A 13839-nucleotide genomic window follows, 5' to 3' on the forward strand; every position below is an offset into this window, starting at 1 on the left:
TACACTGCTTGAGGTAGGCCCGTGAAAATCGTAATGATCCTGGTTCCGGTCATGCTGATACTCGTAGCCTTGGGTATTGTGCTGTTTTCGTGGGCCGTGAAGAGCGGCCAATACGACGACCTGGATGGACCGGCTCATCGCATTCTCTACGACGATGACAAGGACATGATTCCGGACGACGCAAAGCAGCCCGGGCAGGAATCCGCCTCCCGTAACAAATCGTTATCCAAACGCAACGCAGCGGATGAAGATCCCGGGGACGACCAGACATCCTGATGGGCGAAGAACTGTATCTGAGTTATTCCAGTGCCTTCCTGATCGGTTTTCTGGGCAGCACCCATTGCCTGAGCATGTGCGGCGGGATCAGTGCCTCCCTGTCCATGGCGTTACCAGTGGGGCGGGGATTCCGCTTTCGACAGACAGCAATGCTGCTGGCCTTCAATGGCGGCCGCATTGGCAGCTACGCCCTCATTGCGGCGTTGATTGCCCTGCTCAGCACCAGTGCGACAGGTTACTGGACGCAACTGGGGCCGGTTCTGCGAACACTGGCGGGCGTGTTGCTGATTCTGATGGGACTTTCCATGGCACAGTGGTGGCAGGGAATACGCCATGTGGAGCGCATCGGCGCCCCGATCTGGAAACGCCTTTCGCCCCTTACCCAGCGGGTGCTTCCGGTACGGCACGCGGGGCAGGCACTGGCGTTGGGTGCGCTCTGGGGCTGGCTACCCTGTGGTCTGGTCTATAGCACCCTGGGGTGGGCCGCCCTGCAGCCCACTGTGGGCAGCGCCGCCGCCACGATGCTGTTCTTCGGACTGGGCACCCTGCCATCCATGCTGGCAACCGGGTACGCTGCCACATGGATTCGCAAGCTCCGGGACCAGAAATATTTTCGCCAGCTTGCCGGCCTGCTGCTGATCGGTTTTGGGGTATGGACACTGCCAATCACCACCATGCTGCATTCAGGACACTAACGTCACGGGGCCGGGATTTGCTCAGATGTTGAGCACGTCCAGCCGCCCGAAATCCGATGCTTCCGGCTCAACGGTTCCAACTGCCTGCCCGCCACCTGCGCGCCGGGAGCCCTCACGGAAATCATAAAGGGCGGTATCGGCCAGGTGTGACGGCTCCACGTTACACAGGGCACGGAACATGGTCTCCAGCCGCCCCGGGTGCTGCCTGTCCCAGGTCTGAAACATATCCTTGATCACCTGGCGTTGCAGATTTTCCTGGGAACCGCAGAGATTGCAGGGAATGATCGGGAACTCCCGCAGCCTGGCATATCGGGCAATGTCTTTTTCACGGCTGTAGGCCAGCGGCCGAATAACGGTGTTGCGCCCGTCGTCACTGTGCAAAACCGGCGGCATGGACTTGAGCTTGCCACCGTAGAACATGTTCAGGAACAGCGTTTCCAGCAGATCATCCCGGTGATGGCCCAGCGCGATCTTGGTCACACCATGTTCTTCAGCAAAATTATAGAGAATTCCGCGACGTAGACGGGAACAAAGTCCGCAGGTGGTCTTCCCTTCCGGCACTTTTTCCTTAACAATACTGTAGGTGTCCTTCTCGATGATGTGATACTCAATGCCGAGTGCCGAAAGGTAATCCGGCAACACCTCTTCCGGGAAGCCCGGTTGCTTCTGGTCCAGGTTTACGGCAATCAATTCAAAGCGCACCGGTGCGCTTTTCTGAAGATTGAGCAGGATATCAAGCATGGCGTAAGAGTCTTTGCCGCCGGAGAGGCAACACATGACTTTATCGCCTGCTTCAATCATCGAGAAATCAGCAATCGCCTGCCCCATTTCCCGGCGCAGGCGCTTCTGCAGCTTGTTGAATTCCAGTTTCTGCCTGCGCTCTGCTTCAGAGGACAGGACAGCATCAGAGTTGGCAGTTATTGCTTCGGACATAGAAAAAAGTCGTTCAAAGGGTCAGTGAGCGTCGGATTATACGCGTGCAAATGTTCCAGGGACAGGATACAGACATGGATATGTTAGAGACAAAAAAGGAAGCAACCGGCAAGCGGGAATACAACCGCATTCGTAACCGCAAGGCAATACTGGACGCCGCGCGGGAATGTTTCCGCCACCGCGGCTACGACAACTCCACCATTCGCGATATTGTGCGCCGCACCGGTCTGGCAGCCGGAACCTTCTATAATTATTTTTCCAGCAAGCAGGACATCTTTGCCGCCCTGTTGACGGACTTCCTCGGCCAGCTCAATCACAACCTGACCGAGAGCCGGCAGGCCGCCAACTCGGCGGAAGACTTTATCTACTCTGCCTATCTCGCACTATTCAGGGCAACAGCCAGTGACCCGCTGGTGTATGAACTGGCCCATCGCAATGACAGGGCCATTCGTGAGCTGTTCGGCTCGGACATTCTTGGCCTCACCATGCTCTCCCTTGAGGAGGACGTTAAAGGCGCAATCGATCACGGGCTGCTGCCAGATCTTGACCAGGAGTACCTGTGCGCAGCCTTTTTTGGTGTTGGCTACGAACTCAGCCTGCGCCTTGCCCGTCGTGCTCACCGGCATCCTGACAAGGCTGAAGCCGAAGCCAGGAACGCTACCCGGTTCGCAACCGATCTGTTTCTCGGGGGGCTGCGACTGGACCCCCCTCTTCCGTAACAGCGCCCTGTCACCTACCATAACGGGATGAATCAAGCTGATACGGAAACACAGACCGCTCGAACGCCCGCTGCTGGCAGACAGGAGGATAAGCTGGATTTTCAGATCCAGCACCTGTTGGTGGCCATTGAGCACATCCTCAGGCAGAACCCTGCCGGGATAAATGAACTCGGCCTTATCAAAACCCTGCAGAAGGAACCCTGGGAACTGATCGGCACGGTGAATTTCGCGGAGCCGGACAAGCTCTATCCGGTGCACTTTCTCCTGTTCCACGTGCTATACCGTCTGCGTGATCAACTCGCAGCCAGCGGAGAAACGCTCACTATTTCACCGCTCGTTATCCGGCTTCGGCAGAGCACTGTGGTGAGCGGGATCGGGGTTCCGGACCAGCCGGACGAGCTGAGAAACTTCTACCTGGATCTGTCCAAGTACGAGATGCCTGAGGACTCCATTAACCGGATGATGGAGGACTTCTGGGCCGGGCGTAGCGGTTACCGACCCGAGCTTTCAGAAACCCGGGAAGCGGCAGCCACCCTGGGCTTTGACCACATGCCCGTTGGGTTCGACGAAGTCAAACAACGGTTCCGCAGGGCGGTCATGCATGCCCACCCGGACCGCGGCGGAGAAACCGAAGCCATCCAGGACCTGAACCAGGCTTTTTCTGTGCTGAAGGCACATTTCCGGACCTGATTGTTCCGTATATTCAGATTGCAGAGGACAACCCAATGCTAAAACGATTGACGAGCCGATCACTCCTGATGGTATCTCTTGCGGTGTTTACCCTGGGCGCAAAGGCCGACCTGGTGGTTCTCCAGTATCACCACGTCAGTGATTCCACGCCTCCTTCCACCAGCACTTCAGTGTCCCTGTTCGAGGGCCAGTTGGACATGATCAGTGAACTCGGAATTGAGGTTGTACCTCTGGAGTCGGGTACGCGAGACGCGCTGGCGGGAAAGCTGGATGGTCAGAAGCAGGTCGCCATTACCTTTGACGATGCCTACGAATCTGTCTATTCCACTGCCATACCCGAACTTGAGAAACGCGACTACCCCTACACAATATTCGTTAACACCAAGGCCATAGGCAGTCATGGCTACATGACCTGGAAGCAACTGGAGAAAGTTCGCGACAGGAGCGGTGTGACCATCGCCAACCATAGTGAAGATCATGGCCACCTGGCAAAGCGCCCCGATGAAAGCCAGGACAACTGGGCACAGCGGGTGGAAAGCAGCCTGGATACCGCCCAGGAAACCCTTGCCAATCGGCTTGGTATTAATGTCCCCATGTTCGCCTATCCCTATGGAGAATTCGATAACGCACTGGAGAGCAAGATTGAGAAACGTGGCTGGCTGGGCTATGGCCAGCAGTCAGGAGCAATCGGTGCCACATCCGGCGCCACCCGCCTACCCCGCTTTCCAATGGCCAATGCCTACGGACAACTCAACAGTCTGAAGAACAAGTTGCTCAGCAAGGCGCTACCCGTAGACGCGAACGAGCTGCCTGACGGGGTTATCGACGAGAACCCACCGACACTGTCGTTCACTGTTCCTGATTCCATCAGCGTTGGCAGGTTGACTTGCTTTGCTTCAGGGCAGGGTCGCATTGACTTCGAGGCTTCCGGGGACCGAGTCTCATTGACAGCACCGGAAAGGTTCAGCAGCCGTCGTTTCCGCTACAACTGCACCCATCCCGCTCCTGACGGAAGTTACTACTGGCTGTCACAGCAATGGCTGGACCTGAGCAAGCCTGAAGACTGACCGTCCGGTTATTCTGCTTCCCGTGACAGCCCCAGTTCACCAGTGCGGGTATGAGGAATTGCCTCAGGCCCGTATTCCCCCTCAATGACGGTTTGGCCGGCAAGATCACTGTCCCTGGTGAAGATTACCATCCAGCGTTCACCCCGGCCGGGAAATACCGGAATATAAGCATGGAGATAGCCATGCCGGTGCCAGGACTCCGGCACATACTCCGCGACCAGGTCGGTGACTATGCGCAGGGGCGCGAAGGCGTCATCCAGAAAAGCGACAGAAGGAACAAAAACTCCGTCTTTGGCATAGGATCTGAGGTGAAGGATAAAGTCATTGTGCACTTTCGCTGACGGCAGCCTAACCAGGCGATAGGGGCTGTTGCCGGTACTGAAGGAATGGACGGGTGCTGTTTCGTCCATATCGACACCGAATTCCCGACCCCGCTGCCACTCTTCCAGTTCTTTCCGATCCATACTCTGACAGCACTGGCGGGACCATTTTTCAAAGAAGGATTCGCTCTCCGACTCCATGTCCAGAACCGCCAGCGCCGCGGGATCGGCACCCTCCGGAAGCCCGGCTGCCCCGGTGCCCTCTGCGGCCTGATAAATACTGGCCTCTGTCAGTTGGACAGGTGGTTTGATACGGCCTTTTTCAACCGCGGAACGGGTGTCCGGCACATAATAGCTGACGCGGAAATTACCCTGAGCATCCTGCCAGGTGAAATAGGGCTGGGGTTCACCGGGGCGAATATAGCCGTCTTTTTCCAGCTGATTGCCGTCCGGGTAGTTCTCCAGGTTGAACTCATCGTGGTCAGCCCCCGATGAGGCCGACTCAGCGTCATCAGTACCAGCCGACTTGGCGTCACTCCCCTGACTCTTGTCTCCGTTGTTATCCACGGACGCTTTCGGTATCGGGGTGTGCCTTACCTGTCCCTGCTCATCGACCCATGTGAAATACCCTTCACGGGCGCCTGATGAATCCCGCCCTGAGAGCTGGCACCCCACCAGAGGAAGGGCCAGAAACAGGACAACCAGGAAATGGCATTTATACATCGGGGCTAATCACCCTTTTCGCGGCGCTTTCGCGTCAGAATTTGGTGCGGAAACTGAGGCCCGCCATTACAACCCGCAGCGACGTTTTTACATCCAGCCCCGCGTATGGGTTATAGATAATATTGGTTATGTTGTCACAGTTCAGGTTACAACTGCCATTGGCCGGAATCGTCTCAATGGACTGCAGGTAACTCAGGTTCATGTCAATTTCGGTATCCTTGTCCCACTGATAGCCCATGCCAATACTGTAGAGATTGGCACCCCCGAATGGCGCCATGATACTGCGCTGGTCATCCGGGATGACCGAATCCCGGATTTCCACGCCCGCCCGGAGATCCAGGCGGGATGAGGCGTGGAATTCCAGTCCGAAGCCCCAGTTCCACTGGTCTGTAAAACCAAGCGGCAACCGCAAGGTGCTGGGCGTTGCGTTCTCCGGTGACAGGATTCTGGCCGCATTGAGGAACTCCAGGTTGCGGTCGAACCTGAACACGAACGCGTCCCACTGTTTGTAGTCGGTCCAGCCCACGTCTACGTTTACGGTCAATTTGGGGTGCACGTCCACGCTGATACCAGTCTGGAAGTGCTGGGGGTAGGTCAGATCCATGGAGACGTTACCCGCCTCCCTGGGCGCGCCGGAAGGCAGGCTCAGAATTGCCGAAGTGATGGCACCCAGTACCGAACCATTCACACTCTGCCAGAAACCGGACCAGTCCTCCGTGTATTCAATCTCAAAGGTACCTTTGAGATTCATGTCCGCTTCCGAGGTGTAGCTTGCGCCCCAGGTGAACCAGTCGTTAGGTTCCCACATCACCCCGAGGGCATAAGTGGGTGACAGGGTTTCCTGCACATTGATGCTGAGCGCGCCAATGTCATCCCACGGCCCGACATTACCGCCGCAAAGCGCCAGCCAGGGCTGGAGGGGTTCATCTCCGCTTTCACAGTTAAAGGCATCCTGGAGTACTTCTGCGACACCCAGCAGCATGTTGGGGGCACGCATGTACTGATCGGCGGCTATCCCCATGTGAGACAGGTGGATACCGGCGCCCACCGCCCATTCGTCATTGATCTTATAGCCGACCGTCGGAGACAGGTAAGTTGTCCGTTGAAGCGCTGTGGCCTGTGGCATGTAGCGACCCGGGTCATCCTTGTCGCGATAGAAACCGGCGGCCAGAGGCAGATAGAAGGCATTACCGAACGTCAGCTTCGAGCCCGGAGGATTGATACTGATACCGGCAGACGGCGCCAGCGCAGGGCCGGGTGGAGCCCGCAGAATACCGAACCCGGGCACATACAGCGCAACATTGTTGGTGTGGCTGTGTGTATTGGCAACCGGGTCCCGCTGTTTACCGGTCAGTGGATCCGTTTCGAGGCCATCTATGCCGAAGATCTCGTAGCCCTCGGGAGCATGGAAATCCGCATCAATGTCCAGATAGACACTCATCAGGTTCACTTCAAGCTGACGGCCATCGAGCCTTGTCAGACCCGCTGGATTGTAGTGAATGGCCATGATGCCCGGCGGATCTGCAGTAACCGCGTTCCCCAGCGCCAGGGCCTTGGGGTGAATGGTCAGGTTCTGTGCCAGCTGCGCCTCGACACCACAGGTTACCGAGGCCGCCATGATGGCACCGGCAATCCGTTTTTTGTGGCTGGTTATACCCATGAAATCTTCCCTTCCCGTAAAACGTCAGAGGCTGAATTCACTCTTTGAGACCTGAAAATCTGATGGGCAGGGACACGCCCAGCGAGAAATCAGGTGCGTCTTCGGTCAGGCCAATACCAAGGCTGGTATTAACAATGGTGGTATCGCTAACACGGGTACCCAGCGACATACTGAGAAAGCCGCTCATCTGGTCCTGGGCCACAGCCTCGGAGCCGTCACTGAAAGACAGGATGGTTTCGTCGGAATAACTCAGCTGCGCAGAAATACTGAGGGAAATGTCATAGGAGAGAGAGTAGGCAAAACCGCCAGACGCAGAGAGCCCGAAGCCTGCTTCAACCTCTTCCAGAACCCGTGCGCCGCGTACCTGCTGAAGCCCGGTTTCGGGGAGATTGTAGGTAGCACTCGTGGAACCAAACACCACCACCGGATCCAGCACTTTCGAAAAACTCAAACCACCGGCAAACGAGTAATATCCGCTGCCGGTGGAAAGCTGTTCATCGATATCGATTTCATAGGGACTGACGCCGGTCTTGGAGGTAAAGGTACCAAATACCGTGGTGGACATCTTACCCGGGACATAGGAGAACGGCTGCCAGCGAGCGGTGGCCGATATGTCTCCGAAATCGTAAACGCTGAGTTCGTCCTGGGTGTCGTGCTTGACGACGAGCGGAATGCGAGTACCCACGGTCAGGTTATCCAGCAACCCATAATCGTAGGAAAACGCGTTGGTGAAGCTGTGGGTGGCAGAGGGAACAACGTCCAGATTACGAACCGAGCCATCGGTGATAGCCAGATCCAGACGCTGGTCGCCAGTGTAGGAATAGTCAAAGGAGTAATTAAGCGCGTGAGTACCCTCCTTCTGAAGCGAATAACTCGTCTCCGCAGACTGGAAAACCTCTTCCAGCTGCTTCGAGGAGTCTTCATCACCCTCCTGTTTCGCAAGCGCCTCCCTGGCCTGATCTACGTTTCCTTCCTGCGACAGCGCCACGCTTGGGTAAAGGCCGGTCACGGAAACAAGGATAAAACCTCGCACTAACCAACGATTCATCCTGACTCCCTTATTTTACTTGTAATGGTTCCTGTGCCAGGGCTTTGCGCCCCGGACGCTAATTACGGCGGTAGAACAGCTGCTTTCTGGTGTTCTCGACACTGCCGTCCGGGTTGTTTTTCTGGCGTTCCAGCATGTTCCGGATCCGGCGTTCGGTAGATTCGTGAAATTCGGGAATCTTCTGAAGTGCCAGCAATGTCATTGTCTGGTCATCCACAAACCGCAGGTCCTCTTCCTTCAACTCAAGGTAATCCAGAGGCTTGTCGCTACCGGGAAACACAATGAAAAGGACGTTGTCGTCCCACTTTTCCTCGAACTGGGCGAGGGTAAAGGAAATGTTGCCGACTGCGGGGTCAGCCAGGTAAACACGCCCGTCACGGATGGTTCTCAGCACCACGAAATGCTTGAAGCCGGCATGTTCGATGGGCACGATAGCCGGATGGTCAAGATCGATAAGGTCTTCAATCGTGGCGCGGAAGCCTCCGGACGGGTAACCCAGAGCCGTCACCAGCCGCTTCATATCGAGCATGGAGAAGGCCCGGCGCTGGACGATGCGCTCACTTTCTCCATAATGAAGCAGGCCTTCCATCACCTGCCGCTCCCCAAGGTTCCTGCCGAGATAGAAATTGAGAACGGTGGTCAGGGCGGCACTGCCGCAACTGTAGTCATAGGCCTGGCGAACAATATTGCGGAACTGCTGTTCTACCAGTGGCTCCACTCGTGTGTCGGTTCGCAACTCAATGGGGCTGGTGTCGAAATCCTGCTCAATCACGACAGTACCCTGCTGATAAGGCTCAACAACAACTGCCTCCTGGGCCATGGTGAATGTGAGTATGGATCCGGCGAGTACCAGCAGCATGGTCAGATGAAGTCCCTGTTGTTATCAGACATGACGTTTCCCGAGTTACATCTTGTTACGGTAAGATACCGAAATCGCTAACCCCTTAAAGATAACTGTGCCTCAAATCTGCCGCTGCAGAAGAGGCCCTTCCTGCCAGTTTTGAGAACTGGTTCATGCACGTCAAAACACACCAGAGAGAAGTTGACGCCGACAGTGAAAGCCGGTATCACATCCTTTGCCATTGTCTGACACCAATTACTGAAGATCCTGATGACAACAACACTGAAGCCGGGACAACTGACGTTTATTGCCGCCAAGAACCAGAGCCCCCAACCACCCCCTGCCTTATTACCCCGGGAAAAATTCAATGACCTCCTCCATGACCTGGAGCCGGTGAGCCTGCTTCTGGTTCATGCCCCGGCCGGTTATGGCAAGACAACTACGGTGGCCGACCGGCTTCAGGCACTTGAGGCGACCACCGCATGGTATCGGCTGGAGACTGGAGACAACGACCCGGCCCGGTTCGCAGGCTATCTGGCCAATGCGTTGGAAATGGCGGTACCCGGTAGCTGTTCAGCCACACTGCGTAAATTGCAGGGTGAAGGTTACGACGACCTCGAAGAGTTCCTCACGGACCTTCTCGCGGAGCTCCAGCTGGACGAAGCTCCGCTGTACCTGGTTCTTGACGACTACCATGTGATTGACAGCCCTGAGATACACAATGCCTTGCGCTTCCTGCTCCGGCATCAGCCCGCCTGCCTCACGCTGGTACTGAATACCCGGACCATCCCACCCATTGGTGTCGCCCAGTTGCGCATGCAGGGCAGGATGTCTGAAATCACCTCCCGGGACCTGGCCTTTGGCGCCGATGAGGCACAACACTATTTCGACAGCCGACTGCCGTTCGAGATTTCCCGGGAGAGTATTGAAAGGGCTGTGAGGCGTGTTGAGGGTTGGGTGTCCGCACTCCAGCTTCTGTCAGCCTCGGCAATGACCAGTGTTGAGTTCAACGATTTTGTGGATCAACTGGAGTTCGGCAACCAGCATATCTTCGACTATTTCGACGAACTGGTTGGCCACGGTCTCACCGAGCAGCAGCGGAAGTTCCTGTTACGCACCAGCATACTGGACCGTTTCAACGCGCGAATGGTGATGCGGGTCATGGATGACAGCGACGGCCAGGCGCTACTCAGCAGCCTGCTTGCCATGGGGCTGTTTATCACACCAGTGGACAATTCGGCGCTGTGGTTCCGCTATCACCCGTTGTTCTCCGTGTACCTCCGGCATCTGCTGAGCTGCACAACCGAGGAAAACCGACATCGGCTGCACCAACGTGCCTGCGATGCCTGGCTGGAACTGGACCACGCAGAGGAGGCGGCACGGCACGCCATCGAAGCGGATGACGCGGAGCGGATTACCCGCGTATTGACCCAGCACGGGCGCAAGTTTTTCACCGAGGGGCAGTTTATCCTGCTGCAACGATGCCTCGACGCCCTGCCTCAGGACATCATTGCCCGGGATCCCACCCTGACGCTGCTCCGGGCCTGGGTGGCCCAGGGCCAGTACCAGTTCGACGACGTGGAAAACTGGCTGTCCGCGGCCGAATCCAGGCTGGAAACATCCATGACCGAGGACACCCAGCGGGCTGTCTACGGCGAGTTCAGCGCCATCAGGGCGCAAGTCGCGATGAATTATGGTGATGGTGAGCGGGCGCTTGCATTGGCGCGGGAAGCCATTGACCAGGAAGCTCGTTACCTTCCCACCTCTCGCGTTGCCGCCGCTTCGGTAATCGGAGAGGCACTGTTTGTTCAGGGCGAACTCGAGGAAGCCCTGGCCCGCATGCAGGAAACCGAGCACCTTGCCCGTGCCCACCAGGCCCACCAGAACGTGATCTGGGCCCTGTGCCAGCAATCCGAAATCAGCGTGGCCATGGGCCTGCTGCAAAAGGCCTACAATATCCAGGAACGTGGTTTCCAGTATGCCGAGGAAAACAACCTCAACCACCTTCCGATCCTGGAGTTCCTGTTCCGGATCCGCAGCCAGATCATGTGGGAATGGCACCACCTGGAAAATGCCGAACGCTGCGCTTTGCAGGGCATCGAGATTCTTGAGGCGCAGGGCGAACGCTGGCATGTGCAGAGCTACACATCCCTGGCCAAGGTCGCCCATGCCCGGGGCCGCCAGAGCCTTTGCGCTGACTACATTGCCAAGATACAGAAAATGCTGGCCTCAGGTGATTATCATCTGGACTGGGTTGCCAATGCCCACGCCACCATGCTGGCCTACTGGGACGCCGTCAAAGACTATGAGGCCATCCAGCGCTGGCTGACCATCGCACCACCGGTGAATCCCGACAGCGCCACCAACCATTTTAATCAATGTAACGGCCGCAATCGGGCCCGGGCCTATATGAGCCTTGGCCTGCACAGCAAGGCACAGCCCCTGCTGTCCGGGCTGCAGGCTGTCGCGGAGCGGGTTGGGCTGAAGACCGACCTGAACCGCAATCACATTGCACTGGCCCTGTTGTACTGGGATACCGATGATCGGGAAAATGCCCTCAGGCACATGGTGGTGGCGCTCCAACTGGCCAGCACCACCGGCGCTGTTGGTAGTTTTCTTCGCATGGGCAAGGTGCTGATTGTCATTCTTAAGGCACTGATCAATGATGACGCCATCGACGGCATGGAGCTACAACGTGCCGAACGGCTGATTCAACTCGCACAGCAGCAACGGGACTTCAGTCGCGCCATTCGCATCTCCCTGGATGAAGCGATCATTCAGGACATAATCGACCGCCCCGATGTACCAGAACTGATCCGGACGTCACCGCTAACCCGTCGCGAGTGGCAGATACTGAGCCTGATCCATGCCGGCCTGTCGAACGACCAGATTGCCGAGCACCTGAAGGTGGCCTCAACAACCGTCAAGACTCATATCCGCAGCCTCTACCAGAAGCAGAACATCAGCCACCGGTCCGAGGCTATCGAACTGGCCAAGGACCTGCTCAGCAAGATTCAGGGAGAATAGTGCCGGCGCCCCCGGCACCTGGTGGCTTACAGTGAGAACACCACCCCCAGCAACAGATAGCTGAGCCCTGTCACGACAACGATGCCAAGCACATTCAGGGCGAATCCGGCGCGGATCATGTCTTGAATGCGCATGTGGCCGCTGGAGAAAACAATGGCGTTGGGTGGGGTCGCCACCGGCATCATGAACGCACAGCTGGCAGCAACCGCGGCCGGGACCGTCAGCAACAGCACCGACAACTCCTGGGACATTGCCAGCGCGCCCAGCAACGGCAGGAACGCCGCTGCTGTGGCGGTATTGCTGGTCACCTCGGTGAGGAAAATGATAACCGCCACCACCAGGGCGATCATCACCAGAACCGGCAGATGGCCCGCCACTGACAGGCTCTCGGCTATCCATTCCGCCAGGCCTGAGCTGCTGATCACCCCGGCCATGGCAAGGCCACCACCGAACAACAGCAATACGCCCCAGGGAATACCCTGGGCCGTCTCCCAGTCAAGCACAAACACCCGCTCTTTAAGGTTCACCGGTATCAGGAACATGGCGATGGCAGCTGCAATGGCAATGCCGGTATCGCTGAGCCAGGGCATCAGGCCATCGGACAGAAGAGGCCGGAAAATCCATGTAGCGGCGGTCACCACAAACACCAGCGCCACCAGTTTTTCGCCTTTCTGCAATGGGCCAAGGGATTTCAGTTCGTCCCGTATCATGTCACCACTGCCGGCCTGGCTACCCAGGGCGAAATCCCTGCGACACAGCCACCACCATGTCAGCGTCAGCATGACCAGCGACACCGGCACCCCCAGCAGCATCCATTGGGCAAAGCCAACGGAGATACCCTGATTCTCGCTCAGGTAGGCAGCCAGCAGGGCATTTGGAGGGGTGCCAATCAGGGTAGCAATACCGCCAATACTGGCAGAATAGGCGATGGCCAGGAGCAATGCTGTGGCATAACGCCGCACACCCTCCGGGTTGGACGAATCCATCATTGCAATGACTGACAGGCCAATTGGCAGCATCATGATTGATGTGGCGGTGTTACTGACCCACATACTGAGAAAGGCCGTGGCAATCATGAATCCGGCAATCTGGCGACGGGGCCTGTCGCCCACACCTCTGAGAGTCAGCAGGGCAATGCGCCGGTGAAGATTCCACCGCTGCATGGCCAGCCCAAGCGTAAAGCCGCCAAGAAACAGGAAGATAATGGGGTTGGCGTAGGGCGTAGTCGCGTCCTTGATGCCACCCAGACCCAACGCCGGTATCAATACAATCGGAACCAGCGCCGTAGCCGGGATGGGAATTGCTTCAGTGGACCACCATGTGGCCATCAACAGCATCAAACCAAATGCCGCCCAGGCTTCCGCCCCCATTCCCTCCGGAGCCGGCAGTGCCAGTGTCATGAGCAGGAACAAGGGGCCCAGAATCAGCCCGATCACCCTGCTCCGTGGTAACCCGTCAGGTTTGTCATCGGATCTGATATCTTCAGACATCTGGTCTCCTTTTTCCGGATTATTCGTCAGCGCATTTCACACAGACAGTGGTGTAAGGAAGTACCTGTAACCGTCGCGGATCTATTTCCTCCCCGCAACGTTCGCATTCGTCCCCCAACCCGTTGGCCAGCCGATCCAGCGCGTGCTCAATCTGGGCCAGTTCACTGCGAGTCTCGGTTTCCAGAGAATCCACTACCTCATCATTCTGGGTCTGAACCGCCTGCTCTTCGAAGTCCTTCTCAAGAGCGCCATCCTGGCGATGCTGATGGGCCTCGTACTTTGCCAGTCGCGCTTTCAGATCAGCACGCAGGGTTTCCAGTTCCGACTTGCGATTACTCATAGCACCTCCC

The 13839-nt window shown here is 57.1% G+C and carries 13 protein-coding genes; 6 read left to right on the plus strand and 7 right to left on the minus strand.

Annotated features, from left to right (window positions below):
* Positions 1-21: 21 nt before the first annotated feature.
* A complete protein-coding gene (ccoS, locus tag QPM17_RS01965) occupies positions 22-276 on the plus strand; it encodes a cbb3-type cytochrome oxidase assembly protein CcoS (RefSeq protein WP_285388342.1) in 255 nt (84 codons plus the stop codon).
* The gene (locus QPM17_RS01970) at positions 276-971 is read left to right on the plus strand and encodes a sulfite exporter TauE/SafE family protein (protein WP_285388343.1); all 696 of its coding nucleotides are present in this window, start codon (positions 276-278) and stop codon (positions 969-971) included. Before ccoS ends, QPM17_RS01970 begins: the two co-directional genes overlap by 1 nt.
* A gap of 21 nt (positions 972-992) precedes the next feature.
* Here the strand turns inward: QPM17_RS01970 and ttcA are convergent, their stop codons facing one another.
* Entirely contained in the window at positions 993-1904 is a 912-nt protein-coding gene (ttcA, locus tag QPM17_RS01975) for a tRNA 2-thiocytidine(32) synthetase TtcA (RefSeq protein WP_285388344.1), read from the minus strand.
* A gap of 74 nt (positions 1905-1978) precedes the next feature.
* Here ttcA and QPM17_RS01980 point away from each other — a divergent pair, with 74 nt between their 5' ends.
* From QPM17_RS01980 to QPM17_RS01990, 3 genes are read left to right on the plus strand one after another with little or no spacing between them, the layout of a single operon-like run.
* Positions 1979-2623, plus strand: coding sequence for a TetR/AcrR family transcriptional regulator (locus tag QPM17_RS01980; RefSeq protein ID WP_285388345.1), 645 nt, complete (start codon positions 1979-1981; stop codon positions 2621-2623).
* Between the two features lie 27 nt (positions 2624-2650).
* Complete coding sequence (locus QPM17_RS01985) at positions 2651-3313, plus strand: DNA-J related domain-containing protein (protein WP_285388346.1); 663 nt, start codon at positions 2651-2653, stop codon at positions 3311-3313.
* Between the two features lie 35 nt (positions 3314-3348).
* On the plus strand, positions 3349-4380 hold the full coding sequence (locus tag QPM17_RS01990; RefSeq protein WP_285388347.1) for a polysaccharide deacetylase family protein: 1032 nt from the start codon (positions 3349-3351) through the stop codon (positions 4378-4380).
* An 8-nt stretch (positions 4381-4388) separates the two neighbouring features.
* Here QPM17_RS01990 and QPM17_RS01995 read toward each other — a convergent pair whose 3' ends face one another.
* The 4 genes from QPM17_RS01995 to QPM17_RS02010 are packed head-to-tail and all read right to left on the minus strand — an operon-like array spanning position 4389 to position 8990.
* Entirely contained in the window at positions 4389-5423 is a 1035-nt protein-coding gene (locus QPM17_RS01995) for a MalM family protein (protein ID WP_285388349.1), read from the minus strand.
* A gap of 34 nt (positions 5424-5457) precedes the next feature.
* Positions 5458-7083 carry an OmpP1/FadL family transporter gene (locus QPM17_RS02000; protein WP_285388350.1) on the minus strand — a complete coding sequence of 542 codons (1626 nt, stop codon included), beginning with the start codon at positions 7081-7083 and terminating at the stop codon, positions 5458-5460.
* Between the two features lie 37 nt (positions 7084-7120).
* Positions 7121-8131 carry a transporter gene (locus QPM17_RS02005; protein ID WP_285388351.1) on the minus strand — a complete coding sequence of 337 codons (1011 nt, stop codon included), beginning with the start codon at positions 8129-8131 and terminating at the stop codon, positions 7121-7123.
* Positions 8132-8189: 58 nt separating this feature from the next.
* Positions 8190-8990: a C39 family peptidase gene (locus tag QPM17_RS02010; RefSeq protein WP_285388352.1), complete on the minus strand. Its 801-nt coding sequence runs from the start codon at positions 8988-8990 to the stop codon at positions 8190-8192.
* Positions 8991-9242: 252 nt separating this feature from the next.
* Between QPM17_RS02010 and malT the strand changes: the two genes are divergently transcribed.
* The gene (gene malT, locus QPM17_RS02015; protein WP_285388353.1) at positions 9243-11999 is read left to right on the plus strand and encodes an HTH-type transcriptional regulator MalT; all 2757 of its coding nucleotides are present in this window, start codon (positions 9243-9245) and stop codon (positions 11997-11999) included.
* 26 nt (positions 12000-12025) lie between these two features.
* Here the strand turns inward: malT and QPM17_RS02020 are convergent, their stop codons facing one another.
* Together QPM17_RS02020 and QPM17_RS02025 are read right to left on the minus strand one after the other, a co-directional pair.
* Entirely contained in the window at positions 12026-13489 is a 1464-nt protein-coding gene (locus QPM17_RS02020; RefSeq protein WP_285388354.1) for an SLC13 family permease, read from the minus strand.
* 19 nt (positions 13490-13508) lie between these two features.
* The gene (locus tag QPM17_RS02025; protein WP_285388355.1) at positions 13509-13829 is read right to left on the minus strand and encodes a TraR/DksA family transcriptional regulator; all 321 of its coding nucleotides are present in this window, start codon (positions 13827-13829) and stop codon (positions 13509-13511) included.
* Positions 13830-13839 lie beyond the last annotated feature (10 nt).

Origin of the sequence: Marinobacter azerbaijanicus (assembly GCF_030250645.1) — a bacterium.
Classification (GTDB): Bacteria; Pseudomonadota; Gammaproteobacteria; order Pseudomonadales; family Oleiphilaceae; genus Marinobacter; species Marinobacter azerbaijanicus.